The following is a 25,519-nucleotide window of genomic DNA, read 5'->3' on the forward strand; positions in this document are numbered from 1 at the left end:
AACGTTAACCGGGTTCCCGATCGTAACTGGCTCGGGCTGCATCGATGGCCGAAAGATTCTCGGCCGCCCAGGTGCTCAGGACCGTCACCGGCCCCTGCAGGGACCTGCCCAATTCGGTCAATTCGTACTCCACGCGCGGCGGCAGCGAGGGGATGACGGTGCGCTGGACGAGGCCGTCGCGCTCAAGGCCGCGCAGGGTGCGCGTGAGCATGCGTTGGGAGATATCCTCGATCGAGCGCAGCAATTGGCCGAACCGCAAGGGGCCCTCACCCAAGCGGGTGACGATCAGAAGGCTCCATTTGTCGCCGATGCGGGCAAGAACCTGGCTGACCTTGAGGCATTCGGCCGTGGGATGGGTCTGTTCCGAAGTCGTTACATTCATGTGCCTTACCTAACATCGAAGTGCCGTCTTGCGGGCTTTGAACGTGATCTTCATATACTGCAGGAACAAACAGTAACAAGGGGCAAGGTATGCCTGACTATGGACACGAGCTTCTGTTCGGCACCTTCACCACCCCGTCAGCAAAAGATCCGCAGCACGCGGTTTCGGTGGCCCAGGCCGCCGAGGCGGCGGGGCTCGATGCGGTGACGATCCAGGACCATCCCTACAACTCGGATTTTCTGGACACCTACACGCTTCTGACCTGGATCGCGGCCAAAACCAGCCGGATCAGGGTGGCGGCCAATGTGAGCAATTTGCCGCTGCGCCCGCCGGTCGTTCTGGCCAAGGCGGCGGCCAGCATCGACCTGCTGTCGGGCGGACGCTTCGAGATGGGGCTGGGGGCTGGCGGGTTCGGCGACGCGATCAAGGCGGCCGGCGGGCCGGACCTCACCGCAGGCCAGCGCGTGGACGCGCTCGACGAAGCGATCGAGGTGATGCGCGGGGTGTGGGACACCAGCCGTGCCGGTTTGAAGCATGAGGGCGAGCACTACAAGATTGCCGGGCTGCGGCGCGGGCCGAGGCCTGCCCATGAGATCGGCATCTGGCTGGGCGCCTACAAGCCACGCATGCTGGCACTGACCGGGGCCAAGGCCGACGGGTGGCTGCCTTCGCTCGACTACATCAAATCGCCCACGATCGCTGAATCGAACGCCATGATCGACGAGGCGGCGCTCGCGGCGGGGCGGCAGCCTTCGGATATAAAGCGGCTGCTCAACATCATGCGGCTGTCCGGGGAATCGGCTGGGGAGTGGATCGAGCAGTTGACGGGGCTGGTGCTCGAGCACGGGTTTTCGGGTTTCTTCTTTGGTGGCGACGATCCGGAGATGATCCGCACGCTCGGCGAGGAGATCGCGCCTGCCGTCCGCGCGGCTGTGGACCAGGCGCGGGCGCAGACGGGGACGGCTGCGCCGAAATCGAGCCGGGCGCTGTCCAAACGCGTCGAGGGGATCGACTATGACGCCCTGCCCGCTGCTCTTTCCGACCGGGCGATCGAGCCGGGGGATTTCCGCTATGGCGGGGTGCGTCATTCCTATGTCTGGTCGGGGCGGCCGGGCCTGGTGATCAAGCCGCAAAACGCCGGGGAAGTTTCCGAGGCGGTGCTTTACGCCCGCGCGCAAGACGTGCCGCTTTCAGTGCGGAGTGGCGGGCATGGGATCAGCGGACGGTCCACCAATCGGGGCGGCATCGTCATCGACCTGGGAGCAATGAACGGGATCGAGGTGCTCGATGCCGAACGCGGGCTGGTGCGGCTGGGGCCAGGGGCACGCTGGAGCGAGGTCGCCGCCAAGCTTGCCGAGCATGGGCTTGCGATGAGTTCGGGCGATTATGGCGGCGTCGGCGTGGGCGGCCTCGCGACGGCGGGCGGACTTGGCTATCTGGCGCGCAAGTTCGGGCTGACCATCGACCATGTGGTGGCAGCGGAGATCGTTCTGGCCGACGGCCGGATCGTGCGTGCTGATGCGGAAAACGAGCCGGACCTGTTCTGGGCCATTCGAGGCGCGGGCGGCAATTTCGGAATCGTCACGGCGTTCGAACTCGCAGCCTATCGGTTGGGCAATATCGTGCAGGCGATCCAGGTGTTCGATGGCAGCGACATGGCGGGCATCCTGGAGCGCTGGGGCGGACTGGTCGAAGCCTCGCCGCGCGAGGTCACCAGCTTCCTGATGGCGGTGGGACGGCGCGGCGGCCAGCCGCCCGTGGCGCAGGCGATCACGGTCTATGCCGGCGAGGATACCGACGCGGCGGCCGAAGCCATCAACGCATTGTCCGAAGCCGGGCCGATCATCGAGCAGCGGGCCTATCTCGTGCCCTACCCCGCGATCATTGCGCAACCGGGTGGGGAGCACCATGGGGGCGGCGCGGTGATCCGCTCGGGGCTGGTGGAGCATTTCACGCCCGAGATCGCCAGACGGGCAAGTGCCCTGCTCTCCTCCGGAGCGGCCAATCTGCTACAGGTCCGCTCGGTGGGCGGAGCGGTCAACGACGTGCCGAGCGATGCGATGGCCTATCCGCACCGGACGCAGAATTTCTCGCTGATCGCGGCGGGCAGTCGGGGGAGCGCGGACGTGCTCGACGCGCTTTGGGACCAATTGCGGCCGTTGCTCGACGGAATGTATCTTAACTTCGAGACCGATACGCATCCCGATCGGCTGACCGAGGCCTTTCCCGAGCCGGCCTTGTCCCGACTGCGGGCGCTCAAGCGGCGCTACGATCCGGGCAACGTGTTCAACCAGAACTTTGCCATTCCGCCGGCGGAGGAATTGCGGGAGGTGGGATAGCAGCCGCGAGGGTGCTTTTGGCAGGCTCAGCGCACCCCCGTCCGCCCTTCGAGTTCCCTTGTCCCTCAAGGCCTCGAAGGCCACACGAGGCCCCGAGGCGACGGCTGCCTCGGCTACGCCACCTGCGAACGGTTGGCGCCGGTCAGGAGCGTCTGGAAAGCGCGGTAAGAAGATTTGGGGGTGCGCTTCTGGGTCTTGTAATCGACGTGAACCAGGCCGAAGCGCTTGTTATAGCCTTCGGCCCATTCGTAATTGTCGAGCAGCGACCAACCGAAATAGCCGCGCACATCGGCGCCACGCTTTTTAGCCGCCAGCACCGAACCCAGATGGGCATCGTAATAGGCGACGCGGCGGGGATCGTCGGTGCCTTCCACCTCGGCCATGCCGTTTTCGGTGACGTAGAGCGGCAGATCGGTGTAGTCAGCCGAGATGCGGGTCAGGATTTCCTCAAGGCCCTCGGGGAAGATTTCCCAGCCGATATCGGTCTTTTCAAGAGGGCCATCGACCTTGCGCAGTGGGAAGGCGCCGCGCTCGGGGGCGTGCTCGTAAAGGCCGCGAGTGTAGTAATTGACGCCCAGCCAGTCGACCGGGGTGGAAATGACGTCCATGTCGTCCGTGTATCCGTCGGGCATGTGCGGATTGAAATGGGAAACGACATCGGCCGGGTATTTGCCCTTGAACAGGCCGTCGAGATACCAGCGATTGAAAATGCCATCCCAGAGGCGCGCGGCGCCCATATCCTCAGGCTTGCCGGTTGCGGCCTGGGCGATCTCGAAATTGCACACGATGCCGAGATTTTTCCCGCCCTGGGCGCGCATCGCGTTGATGGCCGTTCCATGGGCGAAAAGCACATGGTGGGATGCGCGGGCGGCGGCGCGGATATCGCGATAGCCCGGGGCGTGAGCGCCAAGCATGTGCGAGAGGAAAGCAACGCACCAGGGTTCGTTGATGGTGGCAATGGTTTCGAGTCGGTCGCCGAAATGCTTGTGCACCAGGGTGGCGTAATCGGCGAACCAGTTGGCGATGTCGCGATTGAGCCAGCCACCCTTGTCCTGCAGGGCGCTCGGCAGGTCCCAATGGTAGAGGGTGGCGAAGGGCTTCAGCCCCCGCTCCAGCATGCCGTCGATCAGGCGATCATAGAAATCGAGACCCTTCTGGTTGACCGGCCCCACGCCCTCGGGAATGAGGCGCGGCCAAGCGAAAGAGAAGCGGTAGGCGTCAAAACCGCCATCGGCCAGCAGGTCCAGATCCTCCGGCCAGCGGTTGTAATGATCGCAGGCGATCTTGCCGGTTTCCCCATTGTGGACATTGCCGGGGGTGGCAGAAAAGCTGTCCCAAATGGACGGGCCACGCCCATCGGTTTGACCGCCCTCGATCTGATAGGAAGCGGTTGCGGTGCCGAAAAGGAAACCGTCGCCGAAATCGGCGCGCTTGTGGCTGAACATGGGTGCTCTCCGCCCGAAGAAGTTTTTGTAATCGGTTACATTAGAGGTAGCAGGGTTTGGCGAATTTGTCACGCGGGACGATATTTCCTATAGGAAACCTTCCGACAGGACCCGCCGGAGCTCCCCGTGACCACGACCCTTGCCTATTCAGAACTCGTCACTCTCTTGCGGGCCATTTTTCTGCGGCACGGCACGCGCGAGGACGTTGCGGCGCTTCTGGCGGAGAACTGCGCGATGTGCGAGCGTGACGGCGCCCATAGCCATGGCATCTTCCGCATGAAGGGTTATGTCGATTCCCTCAGTTCAGGCTGGGTGAACGGGAAAGCCAACCCCGTGCTCGAGGATGTCGCTCCCGCCTTCTGCCGCGTGGACGCCGACAATGGTTTTGCCCAGGCCGCCCTGGCGCTGGGGCGCGACATGGCCATCGAGAAGGCACGGGCGAACGGGGTTGCCATTCTCGCCATCCGCAATTCCCACCATCTGAGCGCCCTTTGGCCGGACGTCGAGCCCTTTGCGCGAGAAGGGTTCCTGGCGCTCAGCGCCGTCAACAGCTTTGCCTGTACCGTTCCCTTCGATGGCAAGAGCGCTCTGTTCGGGACCAACCCCATTGCCCTTGCCACGCCGGTCGCGGGAGCGGACGAGCCGCTGGTCTTTGATCTTGCCACCTCGGCCATGGCCAATGGCGACGTCCAGATTTCAGCCCGGACCGGCATGAGCCTGCCGCCCAATTCGGGCGTGGACGCCCAGGGGCAGCCGACCACCGATCCGCGGGCGGTGCTCGATGGCGGGGCGCTCCTGACCTTCGGCGGGCACAAGGGCTCTTCGATTTCGATGATGGTCGAGTTGCTGAGCGCGGCGCTCACGGGCGGCCATTTTTCCTTCGAGTTCGACTGGTCGGGGCATAAGGGTGCGCAGACACCCCATACCGGGCAGTTCATCCTGCTGATCGATCCGGCCCGCGGTGGTGCCGAACGGTTCGGGCTGCGGGTCGAGACACTGATCGAGCGGATGAAGGCGGCAGGGGTTTCGAGACTGCCGGGGGACCGGCGGCTCGAATGTCGGCGAAAGGCCGCCCGGCACGGCATTCCCATTTCGCAAGACAACCTTGCAGCGCTTGAGGCATTGGCCGTAGCGTAGAAGTCACACTTAGCTGCGCAGCGAGACCGCTTTTATAAGCTGGCGCGCGACAGTGAGGAAAGCCTGGGCGTCCGGGCCGTCGGGGCTCGTTGCTACGGCGGGGCGGCCGGCATCGGCGCCCTCGCGGATGGCCATCACCAGCGGGATTTCGCCAAGGAAGGGGATGCCGAGTTCGCCGGCTGCCGCCCTGGCGCCACCATGGCCGAAAATGTCGTAGCGGTTGCCGGTGTCCGGGGCGATGAAAAAGCTCATGTTTTCAACGATGCCCAAGACCGGCACATTGGTGCGCCGGAACATGTCGATGGCTTTTTGCGCATCGATCAGGGCGAGGTCCTGCGGGGTGGAGACAATCACCGCGCCGGTCAGTTCGACCTGCTGGACGAGCGAAATCTGGATGTCGCCGGTGCCGGGCGGCATGTCGACGACGAGCACGTCGAGTTCGCCCCAGGCGGTTTCGCGCAGGAGCTGGCGCAGGGCCGATGTCGCCATGGGGCCGCGCCAGACGACGGCCTGGCTGCCGGTCAGCATGGGGCCGATGGACATGGCCTTGAGGCCAAAGACCTCGAACGGCTTGAAGATGCCGTCATCGCGAACGGCGGGCTTGCCTTCAAGCCCCAGGAGCTTGGGAAGCGAAGGACCGTAGAGATCGGCATCGAGAATGCCGACTTTGAGCCCCTGTTGGGCCAGCCCGAGGGCAATGTTGACGGCGCAGGTGGATTTACCGACGCCGCCCTTGCCCGAGCCCACGGCAATGATGTGCCGGATGCCAGGAACCGGCGTCTTGGGCGGAGGGCCGGGGCGCTTGCCCGGAGTTTGCGGGGCAGCCTGGGCGGGGGCCTTGTCTCCGGTGAGCGACACCATGACCTTGCGGCCTTCGGCAACGGCCTTGGCCGCTTCCTCGGCGGCGGTGCGGGCCGGAGCGAAGGCCTTTTCCATGCCCGGCGCCACCGAAATGGCAAAGGCGATGGCGCTCTTGGTGACGATGATGTCGGAAAGGCCGGGGAATTCGGCAAGCGAAGCGCCGCCGGGCACCTCAATGGTGCCCAGCGCCGCGCGGACTTTTTTCGCTACGTCTTCGTCCAACGCTGGTGTCAGATGATCGACTGGCCGGTGGACTGCCAATCCTTGACGAAGGCGGCCAGGCCCTTATCGGTCAGCGGGTGATCGGCCAGCTTCTTGAGGACTGCGGGCGGAATGGTCGCCACATCGGCACCGGCCAGTGCGGCATCGGAAACGTGATTGGCTGAACGGATGGAAGCAGCCAGGATCTGGGTCGAGAAATCGTAATTGTCGTAGATCACCCGGATATCCTGGATGAGCTGCATGCCATCGAGATTGATGTCATCGAGGCGGCCCAGGAACGGCGAGATGTAGGTCGCGCCCACCTTGGCGGCGAGCAGCGCCTGGTTGGCCGAAAAGCACAGGGTGACGTTGGTCTTGATGCCGCGATCGGACAAGGTCTTGCAGGCCTTGAGGCCGGCGAGGGTCAGCGGAACCTTGATGACCACGTTGTCGGCGATTTTCGAGAGCACGTCGGCCTCGGCCATCATGCCATCATAGTCGGTGGCGGCGACTTCGGCCGAGACCGGCAAACCGGGCAGCAGGTCGCAGATTTCCTTGACCACTTCCTTGAAATCACGGCCCGACTTGGCGACCAGCGAAGGGTTGGTGGTGACGCCGTCGAGCAGGCCGGCATCGTGCAGCTCGCGGATCTCATTGATGTCGGCGGTATCGACGAAGAACTTCATTGTTTCCCCCTTCGGGATCATACTTTGGTCTAGGACCCAAGGTGTAGCACAGAGCGGCTTTGCCGCAACTGATTCAGGCCTGTCAGCGTGTCGCACCGACAATGGCATCGGCCAGACGCTGGATGCGCTCATCGGCCAAGCCGGCGATGTTTATGCGGCTATCATCCAACATATAGACAGCATTTTCGGCTTTTAAATGGTTGACGGTTTCGACCGGTAGGCCAAGCAGCGAAAACATGCCCCGGTGCTCGGCGACGAAATCGAAATCGGACGAATTGGACCGCGAACGGATGGCATCGGCCAGCGCCTGACGGTTGGAAATCATGCGGTTGCGCATGGCCTCCAACTCCGCCTTCCACTCGGCGCGCAGCGCATCGTCTTCCAAAATGACGCGCACGATTTCCGCACCATGGTCGGGCGGCTGGGAATAGGCGCCGCGCACGACGTTGAGCATCTGCGAATTGGCGACGTCGGCCGATGCAGGATCCTTGGCGACGACGATGGAACAGCCGACACGCTCGCGGTAGATACCGAAATTCTTCGAGCACGAGGTGGCGCAGACGAATTCATCGATCTCGCGGGCGACGGCGCGCAGGCCATAGGCATCTTCCTCGAGCCCATCGCCGAAGCCCTGATAGGCCATGTCGACCAGCGGGAAGGCGCCGGTGCGCTTGAGGGATGCGACAACCTGATCCCATTGCTCATGGGTGAGGTTGGCGCCGGTAGGGTTGTGGCAGCAGCCGTGCAGGAGGATGATGTCGTTCTTGCCCAGCTTGTCCAGCGTCGCCAGCATCTCGTCAAAGCGGACGCCGCGGGTTTCGGGATCGAAATAGGGGTAGGACGCGACCTTGAAGCCGGCCTGTTCGGCCATGGGCTTGTGGTTGGGCCAGGAGGGGTCCGATATCCAGACCGTCGCATCGGGGTTGGCGCGCTTCAAAAGCATCAGCAACACCCACAGCGCCCCAGTGCCGCCCGGAGCCTGGGCGGCCCGCACGCGGTCGGTGGAAACGGTATCGCCCAGCGCCAGCTTGACCATGGCGGCGGCGAAACCCTTGTTGCCGGCCACCCCGATATAGGTCTTGGTCTTGGCGGTCGCGAGAATGCGTTCCTCGGCTTTTTTCACGGCGGACATGATGGGGGTGTTGCCTTCGTCGTCCTTATAGACGCCGATGCCGAGGTCGATCTTGCCGGGCCGATCATCGGCGGCAATCTCGGCCATCAGCGCAAAAATCTTATCCTGCGGGGCCTTGGAAAGGGTCTCGAACATTCTCGCTCTCGAAACTGGGAAGAAAGTGGCGCGCGGCCTTTATAGTTTCCCCCGGCGCTAATGCAATGGCCGGGGGAACACGGCAAGCGGAATGGTTTTGCGAAAAGCGGAGCCTATTAGAACTGGCGTCCGATCATGGCATCGACCGAGAAGCGATTGCCGCCATGCATGACGAAATAGAACAGGATCGTCGACCACAGAATCGAGAGCTCCGCCCCCGACCAGCCCTGATCCATGGCGATCCAGTGGGCGTAAACGGTGACGAGAAGAACGATCATGGTGGCGAAGGCCGCCGGGCGCGTGAGCAGGCCCAGGATGAGAAGAATGCCACCGAAGAATTCGGTCATGGCCAGTAACGGCGACCAGAAGACGCCGGGAACGAACCCCAATCCCTCGACCATTCCGGCCATGCCCATAGGGTCGTTGATCTTGGGCCAGCCGTGGACGACGAGCGCCGCGCCGGCAAAGACGCGCATCAGCGTCTCGGAAATGGGCTTGCCGGCCGCATAGATGCTGGCGAGCGCGGGAACGATGAAGCGGGGCTGGGGCTGGGAAATCGTTTCAGTCATGCTGGCGGTCCTTTTGCGAGGGGGTTGTCCTCCCACCGCACACGATCGCCAACCGAGAAACTAACTCAAGTTAAAAAACCGCAATCTGGCGCGCGGACCGGCTATGTTCCGGTCACGAACACGTCATAGCGCGTGGTCTTGCCCAGGATCTGGTGGCTGGGCTTGCGCAGGCCGTCGATGGGCGCGGCGCGCAGCGGCCATTTGAGTACCACGCGGCGGGTGGCGCTGGCCAAGGCCACCGCCATCAACTCCCGTGCGTCGGGGTCGGCGCCCACGATATCGCGCAGGTCGCGCATCTGCTTTTTGACCAGGGCCGATTTTGTGCGCTCGGGATGCATGGGGTCGACCAGAACCACTTCCGGTGCGAGTTCGGGCAGCAAGAGGCGGGAATCGCCATGGATGAGGGTCATGCGCCCGGTGATCGCGGCAAGGTCTTCGCTATGGGCTGCGGCCCTAACCATAGCCTCGGCGAGTGCGGCATGGACCTCGGAGCTGCGCTCGATCAATGTCACCGAGGCGCCCAGCGAGGCGAGGAAGAACGCATCGCGCCCCATGCCGGCGGTTGCATCGACGATGCTGGGGACGACGCTGCCCTTGAAACCCACAGCGCGGGCGAGCGGCTGCCCCCTGCCCTCGCCGGCGCGGAAGCGAAAGCCTACGGCGCCGCCGACGAAGTCGATCACGAGTTTTTCGTTTTGACGTCCGGGGTCTGGCATTGCTCGATCCGAGGGGATATGTCCGGGGCATAGCTCCCGGCATCGCGGCGCACAAGAGGCGTTGACGGACCTGGCCGGGGCGCAGACACTGGCTTTACCTTTTTCTCCTTTCTGGTTCCTTCATGCCCGTTCTCAACCGCGTTGCCGAATTCCACGCTGAAATCACCGCGTGGCGCCGGCAGCTCCATGCCAATCCCGAAATCCTCTACGACGTTCACGACACCGCAGCCTTCGTCGAAAGCAAGCTCCGGGAGTTCGACGTCGACGAGGTGGTGACCGGGCTGGGGCGCACGGGCGTTGTGGGAATCATCAAGGGCAAGGGCAGTTCGGACAAGGTGATCGGACTGCGCGCGGACATGGACGCGCTGCCCATCACCGAGCAGACGGGCAAGCCCTATGCATCGGCCAATACCGGCAAGATGCATGCCTGTGGGCATGACGGACACACAGCGATGCTGCTGGGCGCGGCACGATATCTTGCGGAAACGCGCAATTTCGACGGCACGGTGGTCGTCATCTTCCAGCCGGCCGAAGAAGGTGGCGGGGGCGGGCGCGCCATGGTCCAGGATGGGCTGATGGAACGTTTCGGAATTACCGAAGTGTTCGGCATGCACAACATGCCGGGCATCCCCTTGGGCGAATTCGCCATCCGCGAAGGCGGCATCATGGCGGGGACCGACCAGTTCGCCATCGACATCGAAGGCCATGGCGGGCACGCGGCCATGCCGCATCTGGCCACCGATCCTGTGATCGTTGCCGCCCACCTCATTACCGGGCTGCAGACGCTGGTGTCGCGCAATGTCGATCCGATCCGCTCGGCCGTGCTCTCGGTAACCACCGTCAACGCGGGAACGGCCTATAACGTCATTCCGCGCACCGCACGCCTCACCGGCACCGTGCGCACCCTGGACGAGGATGTGCGCCAACAGATGGAAGAGGGCATCAAGCGGCTCGCGCCCCAGCTTGCCCAAGCCTTCGGCGCCAGGGCGACGGTCAACTGGCTGCCGGGATATCCGGTGACCGTGAACGCGCCACGGCAGACCGACTTTGCCGCCGAAATCGCCCGCGAGGTGGCGGGCGAGGAACGGGTCGTCGCCAATGTCGATCCCACCATGGGCGGCGAGGACTTTGCCTATATGCTCAATGCCCGGCCGGGGGCCTATATCTTCATCGGCAATGGCGACAGCTCGGACCTGCATACCGACACCTATGATTTCAACGACGAGGCCATCCCCTTGGGGGTGAGCTATTGGGTGCGGCTGGCCGAGAGGGCGCTGCCGGCGCAATAGGAGCGGAGATGAAGATAGCGCTCCGCACCATTCTCACGCTGATCGTGTCCGCGCTGGGCGCCTATGCCTTCGGGGCGTTGGGCATTCCGGGCGGAATGCTGATGGGCGGAGCGTTGGCGGTAATGATCGCTTCGCTTATCGGACTGCCCGCCCTCGTGCCCACGCGGCTGCGGGACGTGCTGTTCATTTGCGTCGGCCTTTCCATGGGTGCGAGCGTTGCGCCCGATACGCTGACCCTCATCGGTCAGTGGCCGATAACCCTTGGGGCGCTGGCGGCGGAATTGGTGGTTATCGTCGTTCTGTGCGGCGTAGTGCTGCGCCGGCTGTTCAAGTTCGATCCGGGAACCGCCTATCTGAGCTCGTTTCCAGGGCACCTTTCCTTCATCGTGGCCCTGGCGAGCACCGGGATCGGCAATTCGCGGCAGATCACCATCATTCAGGTGCAGCGCGTGGCGGTGCTGACCTTGTTTGCCCCCATCGGCGCGCTGTTCCTGCCGGTAGGTCAATATTCGGGCGCTTCGAGCGAACCCATGGTGCTCACCACGCTCGCCATGGTGGCGGCGGGGTGCGCGCTGGTCGGCTGGGCCTTCACCCGGTTCAAGGTACCTGCCGCCTATGTGTTGGGGTCGATGCTGTTTGCGACGGTGATGAAGCTTACCGGCAATTTTCCCGGCGCGCTGCCGCCCCTGTTCATCGACCTGACCTTTATCGGCATGGGTGCGCTGATCGGCTCGCGTTTTGCCGGCATCACGCGGGCCGAATTCATGCAGGCGGCCTGGGGCGGGACGGTGGCGACGACGATCACGGTGGCCGTGACCACCCTCTTTGCCATCGGCGTGAGCTTTTTCGTTTCCATGCCGATCGGCCAGCTTTGGCTGGGCCTTTCGCCTGGCGGGCTGGAATCGATGGGCTCGCTGGGGATCGCCTTGGGCTACGACACTGCCTTTATCGCCGCCCATCACGTGGCGCGGCTCCTGATGCTCACCTTCGCCATTCCGCTGGTGGTGATGCTGATCAAGGCCAACGAAGCCAAAGCGGCGGCAGCCGCCGGGCAATAGAGGCTCACCCCTTGGCCAGGGTGAGCGAGAGAGTATCGGGATCGAACCCGGCGCCGCATTCGATAAAGGCAAACCCGTTGCCCTCGAGGGCCAGCGCATTCTCCTCGCGAACGGCGCCGCGCGAGATCGCTGCCGGCTCCAGCCCCTCGGGCAATCCCTTGATCGAGACGGCATGCGGGGTCGCCGAAAGGTTGAAGACGCACAGGATCACCCCGTCTTCCCCGATCCGGGCGTGGGCCAGGATCGGCTCGCTGATCTTGTAAAAGCTGATGTCGCCGTCGACCAGCGCCTGGTGGTCGCGACGGTAGCGGATGATGGCGCGGTAGTAATGCAGCAGCGAGCCGGGATCGGCTTCGAGCGCTTCGACATTGCGCTTGAGATGCGGGCCCTTGACCGGCAGCCAGGGTTTGACGTCGGAAAATCCACCGTACTGGGCGTCTGTCCAGGGCATGGGCGTGCGGCAGCCGTCGCGGCCCTTGTTCTCGGGCCAGAAGCGCAGGCCCGGCGGGTCGGTCAGTTCGGAATATTCGAGCTCGGCTTCGGGCAGGCCAAGTTCCTCGCCCTGATAGATGCAGATCGAGCCTTTGAGCGAGCTCAAAAGCGCAATCGCCAGGCGCCCCATGGTATCGGGATTAACCGCGTGAGATTCCCAGCGCGACATGTGGCGGTTGACGTCGTGGTTGGAAAAGCTCCAGCACGGCCAGCCATCGGGCGCACCCTTGAAGAACTTTTTGACCCGGGAGCGGAAATGCTCGGCGGAGAACGACGGCCCGAGCATCTCGAAGGAATAGCACATGTGCAAAAGATCGTCGCCGGCGGTGTATTCGGCCATGATCTCGATGGCCCGGTGCGCCTCGCCGACTTCGCCTACGGTGGTGGTGCCGGGGTATTGATTGAGCAGGGCGCGGACGCGTTTGAGAAAGCCGATATTCTCCGGGCGGTTCTTGGAGAATTTATGCAATTGCATGCCATAGGGGTCGACTTCGAGCGGGGTTTCCTTTTCGCGTGGCGCGGGCGGATTGTTCCGTAGCCTGCTGTCGTGGAAATAGTAGTTGACCGTATCGAAGCGGAAGCCGTCCACGCCGCGATCGAGCCAGAAGCGCATGGCCGCGAGCATGGCGTCCTGGACTTCGGGGTTGTGGAAGTTGAGATCGGGCTGGGAAATGAGGAAATTGTGCAGATAGTACTGCCGGCGGGCGCCATTCCATTCCCAGGCCGGGCCACCGAACACCGACGGCCAATTGTTGGGCGGGGTCCCGTCCTCGTTTGGATCGGCCCAGACATACCAATCGGCGCGGGGATTGTCGCGGGAGGACTTGGATTCGATGAACCAGGGGTGCTTGTCGGAGGTGTGGCTGAGGACCTGATCGATGATGACCTTGAGACCGAGGGCATGGGCCTTGTCGATCAGGGCATCGAAATCCTCGAGCGAGCCGAAAAGCGGATCGATATCGGTATAGTTGGATACGTCATACCCCATATCGTCCATGGGGGAGGGAAAGATGGGGGAGAGCCAGACGGCGTCCGCTCCGATACTGGCGACGTGTTCGAGCCGTCCCAGAATGCCGCGCAGATCGCCGACACCGTCGCCGTTACTGTCCTGGAAGGAGCGCGGATACACCTGATAGATCACTCCGCCGCGCCACCATTCAGTCATCAGCCGTTCCTCTCGTAGACGTCCAGTTGCCAAACCTTAACAGGCCCCCACACAAATGCGAGGGGGTTCGAACGGTTGCATGGCGGCATGCCAGTCCCCGAACTTGACGCCATTGGCGAACCCGGCTAGGCGCCGGCTCACCACGGGACGGCGCGGCAATGGACGAACAGGGCCATGCTCTCAATCCTCGGACCGTCGAAGGCGGTGATCTCCGTCTGATCGCGCTCTGGCTGTTGGGTTAGGCACGGGCGGAGCCATTGCGCGTTGACACCTGACGATGGTGCTATTTTGATCGCGTGACGACAATCAGGAGTCGGGAAACATCGATGCCTCACCACATGCTGCGCGCCGCCGACCGTCCCAAGGATGCGCCCAAGACCATCAAGTTCGAAGGCGCGCCCTATGGCGCGGCGATTTCCTTTTTCGCGGTCGTTTCCGATCCGGGCAAGCGAGTGGGGCTGCACGTCCATCCCTATACGGAAACATGGATCGTGCAGGAGGGAACCGTGCGGTTCTTTGCCGGCAAGGACCTGGTCGAGGCGAGGCCTGGCGATATCATGATCGTCGAACCCGAGACGCCGCACGGGTTCGAAAATATTGGCGGAGACGTGCTCAAGATGATGTGCGTGCACGACTCCGAACGCATCATCCAGACCTTCCTCGATCCGGACGACGCTTGAACGGGCTTAGGCCGTGGTGGTCTGATCCTCGAGCCCAGCCTCAGGCACGTTCTTGCGAATCGATTCGATGGCGCTGATCGCTGAAGCCTTGGCCTTGTAGCCTTCCGACGAGAACATCGCTTCGCCATTGGACGCCCGGAAACGGAAGCGGAACTCACCGGCCTTATCTTTATAGACTTCGAATTTGTACATTGGGAAAGCCCTCGTAGGTGATCAAAACAAGGGAACAATTGCGCAAATCGCGCCGCTGGGCAACAGGGCACGGGCCGGCTTCGCTTCGAACCATCAGGCTCCCAGAACCAGCAGCCAGCCGGTGATGGTAAAGAGTGAAAGCAACGTCGAAAGCAGGATGGTGTTGGCGGCAACGTCGGTGGCGCGGTTGTAATAGGTGGCAAAGATATAGACGTTGATGCCTGCGGGCATGGCGGCCAGCAACACGCCATAGCGGGCAATGTGCGGATCGACGCCAAGGATCGGCACCATAAGCAGCCAGGCAATCGCGGGATGGACGATCAGTTGCATGCCGCTGGTCATCAAGGCCTGCGTCCATGTCTCGCCCAACCGGTATTCATTGAGCGCCCCGCCCAGGCCGAACAGCGCCACCGGCATCACCGTGCCGGCCAGAAGCAGCGTCACTTCATCGGCGAGCCCGCCAAGCTCCAGACCCGCCGCATTGGCAGCAAGGCCCAAGGCGATGCCGATCAGGATCGGGTTGGAGAACGCCTTCCGCAAGCCCTGCCAAAGCGCGGTGGTCACCTTGCCGCCATCGCGCCGGACCAGTTCCATGACAAACATGCCTAGCGTCATCAGGATCGGCGCATGCAGGCCGATGATGGAATAGACGATGGGCATGGCCTCGTCGCCATAAGCGCGCTGCATGACGGGGATGCCCACCAGAACAGTATTGGTGAACATGGCCGAAAAGCCCACCGCCACCGCCTCGCCCGGCCTGCGCTTGAAAAGCCGAGCAGCAAAGATCGCCCCGAGCGCCAGCACCGATACGGCGCCGGCATAATAAGGACCGATGATCGCCAGATTGAACGCCGCTCCGAAGTCCACATCGATCATGGCGCGGAACAACAGGCACGGCGTGGCGAAATTGTTCACATAGGCGATCAGCCCAGCCACGCCCGACTGCGGATAGAGCTTTAGCCGGACGGCGAAAAAGCCAAGCCCGATCAGGATGAAGACGGGGGCGATGACGTTGAGAACGGAAAGCATGCGGGCGGGGCTTTGGCGCAAGGCGGGCGGGTTGGGCTAACAGATACCGATTGCGTCCCGCGCGTCAATCTTTACGGGCGGACGGCTTTCCGGCAGGTTCTGGCGGAACGGGAAAGAGGAAGGGATGGCCATGCGCAGCCACATTCTGGCGATCGACCAAGGCACGACATCGAGCCGGGCCATGGTGTTCGACAAGAACATGAGCGTGGTGGGTCAGGGTCAGAAGGAATTCAGGCAGCATTTTCCCCAGAGCGGCTGGGTGGAGCACGACCCCGAAGACATCTGGGAAACGGTTGTGTGGTCGATGCGCCGGGCGCTCAGGGGCGCGGGGCTGGGCGCCGATGACATCGCGGCGATCGGCATCACCAATCAGCGCGAAACCACCCTGGTCTGGGACCGGCAGACCGGCAAGCCGATCCACAACGCCATCGTCTGGCAGGATCGGCGCACGGCCGATATCTGCAACCAGCTCAAGGCCCAAGGCGCCGAGGATATCGTCGCCCGCAAGACGGGACTGCTGCTCGATCCCTATTTCGCGGGAACAAAGGTCAAATGGCTGCTCGATACCATGGAGGGTGCGCGCCAGCGGGCCGAGGCGGGACAACTCGCCTTTGGAACGGTGGACACCTATCTCGTCTGGCGGCTGACCGGCGGCAATGTGCACGCGACCGATGCCACCAATGCCAGCCGCACGCTGTTGTTCGATATCGAAAAGGGTGCGTGGGACCCCGAGTTGTTGAATCTTCTGGGCGTGCCCGAGGCCATGCTGCCCAAAGTGATCGATTGCGACGGCGATTTCGGTGAGACCGATGCAGCCGTTCTGGGCGCGGCCATCCCCATTCGCGGCGTGGCCGGCGACCAGCATGCGGCGATGATCGGACAGGCTTGTTTTTCGCCGGGCATGATCAAATCGACCTATGGCACCGGCTGCTTTGCCGTGCTCAACACCGGGGAAACGCTGGTGCGCTCGCAGAACCGGCTGCTCTCGACCATCGCCTATTGCATTGGCGGCAAGACGGTCTACGCGCTGGAAGGCTCGATCTTTGTTGCCGGCGCCGCCGTGCAATGGCTGCGCGATGGTCTCAAGATCATCGGCAAGGCCTCGGATTCCGGGCGGTTGGCCATCGATGCCGATCCCAACCAGAACGTCTATCTCGTACCCGCTTTCGTAGGCCTCGGGGCGCCCTATTGGGACGCGGAGGCGCGCGGAGCAATGTTCGGGCTGACGCGCAATACGGGCCCGGAAGAATTCGCCCGCGCTGCACTCGAAGCGGTTTGCTACCAGACGGCAGATCTGCTCGAAGCGATGTACAAGGATTGGGACGGACGCGGCACGCAAACGGTTTTGCGGGTCGATGGCGGCATGGTCGCCTCGGATTACACCATGCAGTTCCTCTCCGACATCCTCGATGCGCCGGTCGATCGGCCGCGGATGCTGGAAACAACCGTGCTCGGAGCGGCCTGGCTCGCCGGACAGGCCGTGGGCTTGTGGCCGGGGCAGGAAGAATTCGCGCGGCGCTGGGCGCTGGAGCGCCAATTTGTGCCCGAGATGGACGAATCGATCCGCGCCGCGAAGCTGGCCGGCTGGCGCGATGCGGTGAGCCGAACGCTTACGAGATAACGCTAGGCCAGGTCGTAAACCGCCAGAAGGTTAGGCAGCACGGCCAGATGCCAATTGATCGAACCGCCGACCGCCAGCGCCTTGCAGGCCGAGTTGGCGGCGTAGATCGCGGCGAAAGCGAGAATGCGCTTGCGCTTGTAGCCCAGCTTGGCGGCAAAAGCGTCGGCCATGGCATTGATGCGGACCGGATCGGCCGCCAATTCCACCTTGCCCCAGGGATGCAGGAAGCTCGCGGCAAGATCATAGGCCGGGTCGCCCAACAGCCCGAGTGGGGTGCGCGCAATCCAGCCGCGTTCGGCTAGGACGACGCGGTCGTGATGCACTTCCCCGTGCAGAGGGATTTCGGCGGCGGGTTTATCGAGCGTCGCATAGGCGATACCCACCGAGCGGGCGTAAAGATCGCGGGCCGTATCTGGCCAGACGCGCACATCGGCGGCAAAGAAGTCGGAGAGGTATTCGCGCAGCGGCACCAGGTTTTCCGGCAAGTCCGGCCGATTGACGTGCAGCATGCCGAGCAGATTGGCCAGCGCGCTGGTCGCCTGGGCATCCTTGCCATCGAGAGCGGGTTCCGAGAGCATCTTGCCTTCGGCCCATTCAGTGAGGATGGCGTTCTCCGACGTGCCCAGATGCCTTATCGCACCGTCGCCGCGATACCATTCGAGCAGATCGCCTGCCCGGACGGGATCGCCGGTCTCGCCCTTGTAAATACGCAGGGCGGCGGGAGAGTTGTCGTCACGCTGAACCTTGTAGGTCCATGCTTCGGCGGACTCCCCCACAAGGGTGAGTTTGGAAAGGCTCCAGCGAATGGCGGCCTTGTTGAGGACGGTGTCGTGCGGTGCGGTACCGATCGGAACCCCCTGTCGAAAGCGTGTCGGCGCGCGCCGAAAGAGAATCAGTATCTGTTCGATACCTTTGCTTTCTAGCAAATTTCGGGCGTGTCGTCTGGTTCCCTGCTTTCACGGATCAAGCCAGGGCATCATGCGAGCGCGCCGGCGGGGGCCCGGCCGCCGCGGAAGGGGCGTGACGTTGTCGTCATAGATCTTGGCATCGAGCGCATTGAGCCGGGCAAGGGCGACATCAAAGAGGTGGTCCATTTCCGGGTCGAACCACACCTCGTTGGCCAACATGGCGCGCGCCTGCTCGATGTGATCCTTGGCCAGTAAATATGCGGATGGCATCGGGCTTCTCCGTTTCGTTTCGGCGTGCCCCCATGAGTTAGAAAGCGCAGCCGAGTCGGACCAGCGCCGTTCCCTCATTGCGCACAATAGTAACGAAGCGTGGTGAAGTTCCTGCCAAGAACATGCCTGGCATTTGAATAAATTTATCTCAAGCGCTTCTTAACCCTCACGCAAGGTGGCCGCGCCATAATCGCCGCTGCTTTACGACGGCTTGGGGGAGCCGAGGTGACCGACCGCCTTCTCGAGGGCAAGAGGATACTCCTTGTCGAGGATGAATTCCTTATTGCCCTGGACATCGCCGACACGTTGACGAACGCCGGCGCCGAGGTGATCGGCCCGTGCACGTCGCTGCGGCAGGCGCTCGACCATGTGGGAATGCCCGGTCTCGACCTGGCGATGCTCGACATCGATCTCAATGGAGAGGAAGTGTTTCCCGCCGCAAGCCTGCTGCGCAAGCGCGGCGTGCCGTTCCTCTTCTATACCGGCCAGCCCGAACGCGAAGTGCTGCGCACGGAATTTGCCGAAATACCGGTTTGCGTCAAACCGGTGACGCCGCAGCGGCTGATCGATACGCTCGCGCGGATGATGGCGCTCGCCGCCTGATCAATCTTCCCTGCGGTCATCGAGGAAACGCTTCTCGAACTGGCCGAGCAGAATGGTGATGACCAGGACGAGCACGGTGGCCAGAGCGGCGACCGAGAAAAAGCCGGCACCCGCCGCAACCCCGATGGCACCGGCCATCCACATCGCGGCCCCGGTGGTGAGCCCCTTGATATCGCCCCTGCCCGATCGGATGATCGCGCCGGCGGCCAGAAACGCAACGCCGGCCGTCACCGCCTCGATGACGCGGATGGGATCGAGCCGGGCGATGGCATCGGCGCTCAGATCGACCATTTCGTGGTAGATCTCGAAGGTCATGACCGTAAAGGCAGCCGCCGCGGTCGAAACAAGCATGTGGGTTCGAAGGCCCGCGGGGTGGTTCTTGATTTCGCGTTCCAGGCCAATCAGCGCCCCCAATATGGCGGCGACCAATAGCCTGACTGCAATGACGCCGAAAGACTCATGGGTGGGATTGCCGCCAAGCGCTAGAAAGTCTTCCATCCAACTGCCCTTTGTCGATTGCGTCTAAACGCCGGGCGTGCGGGAGCGGTTCCTTTCTAGAGCGGCCAGAAGATGGGAATGAGCACCATGGCAATCGCAAAGCTCACGAGGTTCAGCACGCCGCCGATGCGAAGGAAATCGAAGAATTTGTAGCCGCCCGCGCCATAGACCAGCGTGTTGGTCTGATAGCCGATGGGGGTGAGAAAACTGGCGCTGGCCGCAAACATCACGGCAACCACGAAGGGGCGCGGATCGACGCCCAGGCCGTTGGCGAGACCAATGGCCACCGGCGTTACGATGACGGCGACGGCGTTGTTGGTCACGGCTTCTGTGAGCGCCGAGGATAGCAGATAGATGACGCCCAGGGCGAAGAGAGGAGAAAAGATCGCCAGGTAGGGCGCGATGGCACGAACGATCTCTCCGACCAAATCGACATTCTCCATGGCCACGCCGATCCCCAGCATGGCGACGATCAGGCCCAGCGTACGCCAATCGACGGCTTGCACGGCTTCCTCGGCCTCCACGCAGCGGGTGACGAGCACGGTTGCCGCGCCGATGATGGCGAGCCCCGCGATCGGCATCAGCCCCAGCGCCGCGCCCACGACGACCGCAATGAGCACGCCGATGGCAATCGGAGCCTTGGAGCGGCGGAACCCGCGCTCGCTGGGCTCGGCGACATTGACCAGATCATAGTCTTCCACCAGCCGCCGCAGATCTTCAGGCGCGCCTTCGATCAGAAGTGTGTCACCCACTTCTATCGGCGACGTTTCGAACCGCTCGGCAAGATTGGCACCGCGCCTGTGAAGCGCCAGGGGATAGATGCCATAGCGTCGGCGCAGGCGAAGATGGCGCAGCGTCTTGTTCAAAATACCGGCGGTCGGCCCCACAAGCACTTCAACGAGGGCAGACGTGCGCGTGCCCAGCGATTGCATGTGCTCGGTCTCGGGCACCGTCAGATTGCCTTCTTCCTTCATGGAGAGAAGTTCGGCGATCGAGGTGCGCAGCACGACGACGTCGCCGGGTTGGAGCACCACATCATGCATGTGGCGGCGCAGCGAGAAATTGGCGCGCAGCACGTCGATAAGCTGGCGGTCGGGACGGTTGAAGGCGGCGACATCGCGGGCCTTCCTGCCGACATGGGGCGAGTTGTCCTCGATCACGGCTTCAAGAACGAATTTCTTGCTCGATTCCGAATGGGACACGGCGGAGACGGTAGTCCGTTCGGGCAACAGATTGCGCAAGAGCAGCATGGTCACGATGCCGGCGGCGGCAAGCGCCGCGCCCAGCGGGGCGATTTCGAAGATGTGGAACGGCGCCATGCCGTTTTCCTGGGCCACGCTGTCGACCAGAATGTTGGTGGAGGTTCCGATCAGCGAGCAGGTGCCCCCGAGTATGGCCGAGAACGACACGGGGATCAGCAGGCGCGAGGGCGATGTTTCCATTTCCCGCGACAGGGTAAAGGCCACCGGGATCATGAGCATCACCAATGGGGTGTTGTTCATGAAGGCTGACATGGCCGCGATCGCAACCAGAAACATTGCCATCGTGCGGAGCGGATGGCTTCTCGCGCCGCTCCTGAACAGCAGGGCGAACGCTTCCAAAGCCCCGGTACGCACCAGTGCCGCCGAAATCACGAACATGCTGGCGATCGTGGCCGGCGCGGAATTAGAGAGAACGCCAAGCACGTCCTCAACCGAAACAAGCCGAAGCAGCAAAAGAACGGATAGGGCGATGCCCGCGCTGACTTCCGGCGTTCGCCACTCACGGGCAAACGCGACAAAGAGGGCCACGATGACGACGCTAACGATCAGCGCGCCATAAGGCTCGACCAGGGTTGCGATCAAGTTCGCCCTCCGCTCAGTGCGCCGGTATATTATTGATGCGGGACGGCAATGAAAATGGGCGCGCGGCGCCGCAGCAAACTTTTTGCACCGAAAGGAAGAGCCGCTAGGCGTTCATTGGAAGGATGGACCGCGCCAATTCGGCTATGGCATCGCGCATGGCCCGTTCCACGCCGGGCTCTGTCTGACCGTGGCCGGCCGAGGGCACGGGGATGAGTTTGGCTTCCGTCCAGCGCTCGGCGAGGGCGTAGGCCGTCGCCGGCGGGCAGAGCAGATCGTAGCGCCCCTGGATAACGCGGCCAGGAATGCCCGCCAGTCGGCCGGCATTGGTCATCAATTGATCGGGGGCCAAGAAGCAATCGTTGGAAAAATAATGCGCTTCCATGAAGGGGGAACCGGGCAACGGATCATTGCCCTGCAGCCGCTTTTCAAGATCGAGACGATCGGCGGGCGGGTTGACCTGGGAAAGCGTGCGCTCGACATCGTACCAGGCCCAGACAGCCGGCAGGTGGATTGCCGGGTCGGGATCGAGGATTCGACGCCAGTACGCTTCGAGCGGGGCGGCGCGTTCGGCCGGGTCGAGCAGGTCGAGGAAATCCTGGTAGAGCCGCGGGTAGAACGTGGAGAGGGTCGTGCCGAACGCGGTTTCCAGTTCGCGGCGGGTGCCTAGGAACGTGGCGCGCAGCACGATGCCGCTCACCCGCTCGGGATGCGCCTGGGCGTAAGCCAGCGCCAGTGTCGCGCCCCAGGAGCCCCCCACGACCAGCCAACGCTCGATGCCGAGCGCAGCGCGGATCGTCTCCATATCAGCGACAAGGTGAGCGGTGGTGTTATCCTTGCGCGAACGGCGCGGCGTACTGCGCCCTGCCCCGCGCTGATCGAACAGCACCGCCCGGAACCGCCGCGGATCAAAGAGCTGTCGATGACCGGGCTGGCAGCCGCTGCCTGGACCGCCGTGGAGATAGACCGCCGGCAGGCCATCGTCGCGCCCAACGGTTTCGACATAGAGCGAATGCCCCTCCCCCACCGGCAGCATCTGCGCGGTCAAAGGAGAAAAGAGATCGCCCGAGACCGCGCCCTCAGGAGGCATCGCCCGGCTCCGCCTCCAGTGTGCCGCCCGAGAAGTTGCGGTAGATGAACCGCGTCGAGCCGGTTTCGGATTCGGTCTGTGCCGTCTTGAAGATCTTTTCGTGCAGCGGAGAAAAGCCGCAGGCCGGATCGGTGTTGCTGGCGCTGCCCGTCAGCGCGAAGGCCTGGCAGCGGCAACCCCCGAAATCGATCTCCTTGAAGGCGCAGCTCTGGCAGGGTTCAGGCATCCAGCCCGTGCCGCGATAGCGGTTGAAGGCTTCGGAATTGTGCCAGATCCAGGCGATGGAATGGTTCGAGCGCACCGACATGAAATCAAGATCGGTGATCGATTCCGCCGCGTGGCAGGGCAGCACCTTGCCTGAAGGCGTGATGTTGAAGAACTGCCGCCCCCAGCCCCCCATGCACTTCTTGGGCCGCTCGGCGTAGTAGTCGGGAATGACGAAATCGATATCGAGAATGCCCTTGAGCCGCACACGAGCGTCTTCGACGATTTCGGTCGCCTGGTCGAGCTGCTCGATAGTTGGCATCAGCGCCGCGCGATTTTTCAGCGCCCAGCCGTAATACTGGACGTTGGCGACCTCGATGCGGTCGGCGTCCATTTCGACGGCCATGGCGATGATGTCTTCGAGCTGATCGAGATTTTGCCGGTGCATCACCGCGTTGACCGTCAGCGGCAGGTCGAGCTCGCGCGCCCACTGGGCCACCTCACGCTTTTTCACATGCCCGTTCTTGAACCCTCCGACCCTGTCGGCCTTGGCGGCATCGCTGCCCTGGAAACTGATCTGGATGTGGGACAGCCCCGCATCGGCGATTTCGGTGAGCTTTTCCTTGGAAAGCAGCACCGCCGAGGTGATGAGGTTGGAATAGAGATTGAGGTCCGTCGCGTGCTGGATGAGTTCGACGATGTCCTTGCGCGCGGTCGGCTCGCCGCCGGAAAAGTGCACTTGCAGCACGCCGATTTCGGCCAGCTCGTCCAGTACGCGCTTCCACTCCTCGGTGGTCAGCTCATTGCGCGCCCGCTCCATTTCCACCGGATTGGAGCAATAGGGGCACTGGAGCGGACATCTGTGCGTGAGTTCGAGGAGGACGGCGAGCGGAATGCCATATTGCTGGGCGACCGATTTGCCGTCGCCTTCGAGGAGTGCCACGCCATCGAGACGTTCTTCTTCCAGCACGGGGCTGTTGCGATCCAGGGTCGGGCTCATCTTTTATCTCCTTGCTTCGATCAGGAACCCGGAATCGGCCAGGTCCTGAAGCATGTCGATCACGTCGGTGCCGATCTCTTCGGCAGGCGCCGCATATTTGGCGGCGAGCACGTCCACCATGCCCGAAACGCTGCGCTCACCATCGCAAAGCTGGAGCACTTCGACGGCGATCTCGTCGGGGGCCAGCACCCGTTCGGGCACCAGCAGCACCCAGCGTCCGCGCGTTTCGTCGAACCGCAGTTTGACGCCCCGCGCCAGCTTGGGGACGCTTTCAAGCGAAACCGCCATGCGGCGGCGTGCTGCGGGTGCGCCTTCCATCACGGCTTTTCCGGAACGAAGGCGCCGGGCGGGACGTGCCCGTCCACATAGGCATGATAAAGCGCGTCGAGCTGCACCCAGAGCACGTTGGTCTTGAAGATCAACGCATTGCAGACCAGCCGCCGCTCCTCGGGCGTCCTGGCGTGTTCCTTGACATAATCGAGCGCAAAGCCGGCATCGCGCGGCGCCTGTTCGAGCCGGCGGGTGAAATAGGTCATCACCGTCGGATCGATGAAGTCATAATGCTCGAGCATCCCGGCGATGCGCTCCTGATGCAGATTGGGCGCAAAGAGTTCGGTGAGCGATGAGGCAATCGCTTCGAGCGGGGACCGGTCGCGCACGAAATGCACATAGGCTTCCACCGCAAAACGGGTAGCGGGCAGGATGCCTTCGGTCGATTCCACATAGTCGGGATCGAGCCCGAGACCGGTGGTCAGCTGGAGCCAGCGTTCGATGCCGCCCTCGCTGCCGATGTCGCCGTCATGGTCGGAAATACGGTGCCGCCACTCGATGCGCGTAGCGCGATCGCGGAAGCGCGAGATTACCACCGCATCCTTAATGGGGATGGTGCTCTGGTAATAATAGCGGTTAAGCGCCCAGGCCTGCACTTGCCCCTTATTGAGCTTGCCCCCATGCAGCAGCCGGTGAAAGGGATGCAGGCTGTGATAGCGCGTGGCGCCGATTTGGCGGAGCTGAGCCTCGAGCTCCTCGGCAGTGTTCAAAGAAGTGTCGGGGGCAATGGTGAGGGCCGACATCGCGTTCATAGGGTAATCTCCATCCCTTCGGCGGGAATGGACCATCCCGCCGCCTCGATCTTTTTCCGCTCTTCCGAATCGGTTCGCCAGGCGGGGTTCGAGTTGTTGATGTGAAAGAAGAATTTCTGGCCGATCCGCATGTCGGCAAGCGTTGGGATGACGTCCTGCATGGACATATGCCCCATGCGTTGCCCGGTCTTCTTGCCCAGTCCCTGCGCCAGCAATTCGTCGTCGCGCCAGAGCGTGCCGTCGAAGAACACAGCGTCCGTGCCGTCAATGAGGTCAAGCACATCATCGGTAAGCTGAGCGCAGGCAGGCAGGAACACCACGCTCCGGCCGGTCGAGAGATCGGTGATCTTGAGTCCGATCGTATCGCCCGGATCGCTTTCTTCCTCGTCCTCGAGAAAGAGCGCCGTCTTGCCCGGCGCGGCGAAGGGCATGATGTCGAGCCCGGAAGCCGGGCTGAAGCTTTCGCCCAAGGTCAGCGTCTCCCGCGTCACGATGCCGGGCTTGAGGGCGTTGAAAATCGAATTGGCGGCGAGGATCGAATGCACCCGAGAGTGTGCGTAAAGCGTAAAGGGCGAACCTTCTCGCAGCGTCAGCAATCCGGTGATCGCATCGATCTCGCCATTGGTGAGAATGACCCCGGCAATGGGGGAATGCCGCAGCTCGCCTGCGCGCGGATGCAGCGCGGGCGTGTTGGCGATCTGCTGGCGCAAATCGGGAGAAGCGTTGACGAGGAACCAGTGCTCGCCATCGGCGCTGATCGCAGCCGAGGCCTGATTCGCGTTCAGTTCAGTACGCCCCTCGCGGGCGTCACGGCAATTGGCGCAGCCGCAATTCCATTGCGGGACTCCGCCGCCTGCCGCGGCTCCGAGTATGATGATCTTGATCATAGGAAGA

The 25,519-nt window shown here is 63.0% G+C and carries 26 protein-coding genes; 7 read left to right on the plus strand and 19 right to left on the minus strand.

What is annotated here, in order from left to right:
- Positions 1–4: 4 nt before the first annotated feature.
- Positions 5–382 (minus strand): helix-turn-helix domain-containing protein, encoded by a 378-nt coding sequence (locus NO934_RS04095; RefSeq protein WP_309162431.1) that lies wholly within the window; start codon positions 380–382, stop codon positions 5–7.
- Positions 383–471: 89 nt separating this feature from the next.
- On the opposite strand from NO934_RS04095, the gene NO934_RS04100 reads away from it, so the two are divergent.
- A complete protein-coding gene (locus tag NO934_RS04100; protein ID WP_309162432.1) occupies positions 472–2,721 on the plus strand; it encodes an LLM class flavin-dependent oxidoreductase in 2,250 nt (749 codons plus the stop codon).
- A gap of 113 nt (positions 2,722–2,834) precedes the next feature.
- On the opposite strand, the gene NO934_RS04105 is transcribed toward NO934_RS04100, so the two are convergent.
- Entirely contained in the window at positions 2,835–4,166 is a 1,332-nt protein-coding gene (locus tag NO934_RS04105; RefSeq protein ID WP_309162433.1) for a GH1 family beta-glucosidase, read from the minus strand.
- A 126-nt stretch (positions 4,167–4,292) separates the two neighbouring features.
- On the opposite strand from NO934_RS04105, the gene NO934_RS04110 reads away from it, so the two are divergent.
- On the plus strand, positions 4,293–5,303 hold the full coding sequence (locus NO934_RS04110) for an Ldh family oxidoreductase (protein ID WP_309162434.1): 1,011 nt from the start codon (positions 4,293–4,295) through the stop codon (positions 5,301–5,303).
- Between the two features lie 9 nt (positions 5,304–5,312).
- On the opposite strand, the gene NO934_RS04115 is transcribed toward NO934_RS04110, so the two are convergent.
- The 5 genes from NO934_RS04115 to NO934_RS04135 form a co-directional block, all read right to left on the minus strand.
- Positions 5,313–6,386 (minus strand): Mrp/NBP35 family ATP-binding protein, encoded by a 1,074-nt coding sequence (locus NO934_RS04115; RefSeq protein WP_309162435.1) that lies wholly within the window; start codon positions 6,384–6,386, stop codon positions 5,313–5,315.
- A gap of 8 nt (positions 6,387–6,394) precedes the next feature.
- A complete protein-coding gene (gene fsa, locus NO934_RS04120; protein ID WP_309162436.1) occupies positions 6,395–7,051 on the minus strand; it encodes a fructose-6-phosphate aldolase in 657 nt (218 codons plus the stop codon).
- Between the two features lie 82 nt (positions 7,052–7,133).
- On the minus strand, positions 7,134–8,318 hold the full coding sequence (locus NO934_RS04125) for an amino acid aminotransferase (RefSeq protein ID WP_309162438.1): 1,185 nt from the start codon (positions 8,316–8,318) through the stop codon (positions 7,134–7,136).
- A gap of 116 nt (positions 8,319–8,434) precedes the next feature.
- Entirely contained in the window at positions 8,435–8,887 is a 453-nt protein-coding gene (locus NO934_RS04130) for a DoxX family protein (RefSeq protein WP_309162439.1), read from the minus strand.
- A gap of 101 nt (positions 8,888–8,988) precedes the next feature.
- Positions 8,989–9,603, minus strand: a complete 615-nt coding sequence (locus NO934_RS04135; protein ID WP_309162440.1) for a class I SAM-dependent methyltransferase — start codon at positions 9,601–9,603, stop codon at positions 8,989–8,991.
- A 122-nt stretch (positions 9,604–9,725) separates the two neighbouring features.
- Here NO934_RS04135 and NO934_RS04140 point away from each other — a divergent pair, with 122 nt between their 5' ends.
- Together NO934_RS04140 and NO934_RS04145 are read left to right on the plus strand one after the other, a co-directional pair.
- Entirely contained in the window at positions 9,726–10,892 is a 1,167-nt protein-coding gene (locus NO934_RS04140; protein ID WP_309162442.1) for a M20 aminoacylase family protein, read from the plus strand.
- Between the two features lie 8 nt (positions 10,893–10,900).
- Positions 10,901–11,950: an AbrB family transcriptional regulator gene (locus NO934_RS04145; RefSeq protein ID WP_309162443.1), complete on the plus strand. Its 1,050-nt coding sequence runs from the start codon at positions 10,901–10,903 to the stop codon at positions 11,948–11,950.
- A 4-nt stretch (positions 11,951–11,954) separates the two neighbouring features.
- Here NO934_RS04145 and NO934_RS04150 read toward each other — a convergent pair whose 3' ends face one another.
- A complete protein-coding gene (locus NO934_RS04150; protein WP_309162445.1) occupies positions 11,955–13,607 on the minus strand; it encodes an alpha glucosidase in 1,653 nt (550 codons plus the stop codon).
- Between the two features lie 326 nt (positions 13,608–13,933).
- On the opposite strand from NO934_RS04150, the gene NO934_RS04155 reads away from it, so the two are divergent.
- Positions 13,934–14,287, plus strand: a complete 354-nt coding sequence (locus NO934_RS04155) for a cupin domain-containing protein (protein ID WP_309162447.1) — start codon at positions 13,934–13,936, stop codon at positions 14,285–14,287.
- Positions 14,288–14,293: 6 nt separating this feature from the next.
- Here NO934_RS04155 and NO934_RS04160 read toward each other — a convergent pair whose 3' ends face one another.
- The gene (locus NO934_RS04160) at positions 14,294–14,479 is read right to left on the minus strand and encodes a YegP family protein (protein WP_309162448.1); all 186 of its coding nucleotides are present in this window, start codon (positions 14,477–14,479) and stop codon (positions 14,294–14,296) included.
- A 93-nt stretch (positions 14,480–14,572) separates the two neighbouring features.
- Positions 14,573–15,508: an AEC family transporter gene (locus NO934_RS04165; protein ID WP_309162449.1), complete on the minus strand. Its 936-nt coding sequence runs from the start codon at positions 15,506–15,508 to the stop codon at positions 14,573–14,575.
- Between the two features lie 130 nt (positions 15,509–15,638).
- Here NO934_RS04165 and glpK point away from each other — a divergent pair, with 130 nt between their 5' ends.
- Positions 15,639–17,129, plus strand: coding sequence for a glycerol kinase GlpK (glpK, locus tag NO934_RS04170; protein WP_309163648.1), 1,491 nt, complete (start codon positions 15,639–15,641; stop codon positions 17,127–17,129).
- A 2-nt stretch (positions 17,130–17,131) separates the two neighbouring features.
- On the opposite strand, the gene NO934_RS04175 is transcribed toward glpK, so the two are convergent.
- Positions 17,132–18,055 (minus strand): aminoglycoside phosphotransferase family protein, encoded by a 924-nt coding sequence (locus tag NO934_RS04175; protein ID WP_309162450.1) that lies wholly within the window; start codon positions 18,053–18,055, stop codon positions 17,132–17,134.
- Positions 18,056–18,085: 30 nt separating this feature from the next.
- Entirely contained in the window at positions 18,086–18,307 is a 222-nt protein-coding gene (locus NO934_RS04180) for a hypothetical protein (RefSeq protein ID WP_309162451.1), read from the minus strand.
- 225 nt (positions 18,308–18,532) lie between these two features.
- On the opposite strand from NO934_RS04180, the gene NO934_RS04185 reads away from it, so the two are divergent.
- On the plus strand, positions 18,533–18,910 hold the full coding sequence (locus NO934_RS04185; RefSeq protein ID WP_309162452.1) for a response regulator: 378 nt from the start codon (positions 18,533–18,535) through the stop codon (positions 18,908–18,910).
- Here the strand turns inward: NO934_RS04185 and NO934_RS04190 are convergent, their stop codons facing one another.
- The 7 genes from NO934_RS04190 to pqqB form a co-directional block, all read right to left on the minus strand.
- Complete coding sequence (locus NO934_RS04190) at positions 18,911–19,408, minus strand: MgtC/SapB family protein (RefSeq protein ID WP_309162453.1); 498 nt, start codon at positions 19,406–19,408, stop codon at positions 18,911–18,913.
- A 56-nt stretch (positions 19,409–19,464) separates the two neighbouring features.
- Positions 19,465–21,252 (minus strand): SLC13 family permease, encoded by a 1,788-nt coding sequence (locus tag NO934_RS04195; RefSeq protein WP_309162456.1) that lies wholly within the window; start codon positions 21,250–21,252, stop codon positions 19,465–19,467.
- 103 nt (positions 21,253–21,355) lie between these two features.
- Positions 21,356–22,339, minus strand: a complete 984-nt coding sequence (pip, locus tag NO934_RS04200; protein ID WP_309162457.1) for a prolyl aminopeptidase — start codon at positions 22,337–22,339, stop codon at positions 21,356–21,358.
- Positions 22,329–23,543 (minus strand): pyrroloquinoline quinone biosynthesis protein PqqE, encoded by a 1,215-nt coding sequence (gene pqqE / locus NO934_RS04205; RefSeq protein ID WP_309162458.1) that lies wholly within the window; start codon positions 23,541–23,543, stop codon positions 22,329–22,331. Before pqqE ends, pip begins: the two co-directional genes overlap by 11 nt.
- A 3-nt stretch (positions 23,544–23,546) precedes the next feature.
- Entirely contained in the window at positions 23,547–23,831 is a 285-nt protein-coding gene (gene pqqD, locus NO934_RS04210; protein ID WP_309163649.1) for a pyrroloquinoline quinone biosynthesis peptide chaperone PqqD, read from the minus strand.
- 29 nt (positions 23,832–23,860) lie between these two features.
- A complete protein-coding gene (gene pqqC, locus NO934_RS04215; RefSeq protein ID WP_375143290.1) occupies positions 23,861–24,616 on the minus strand; it encodes a pyrroloquinoline-quinone synthase PqqC in 756 nt (251 codons plus the stop codon).
- A gap of 5 nt (positions 24,617–24,621) precedes the next feature.
- The gene (pqqB, locus tag NO934_RS04220; protein ID WP_309162461.1) at positions 24,622–25,512 is read right to left on the minus strand and encodes a pyrroloquinoline quinone biosynthesis protein PqqB; all 891 of its coding nucleotides are present in this window, start codon (positions 25,510–25,512) and stop codon (positions 24,622–24,624) included.
- Positions 25,513–25,519: the final 7 nt, after the last annotated feature.

The organism is Pelagibacterium sp. H642 (assembly GCF_031202855.1).
In the GTDB taxonomy this organism is placed as follows: domain Bacteria; phylum Pseudomonadota; class Alphaproteobacteria; order Rhizobiales; family Devosiaceae; genus Pelagibacterium.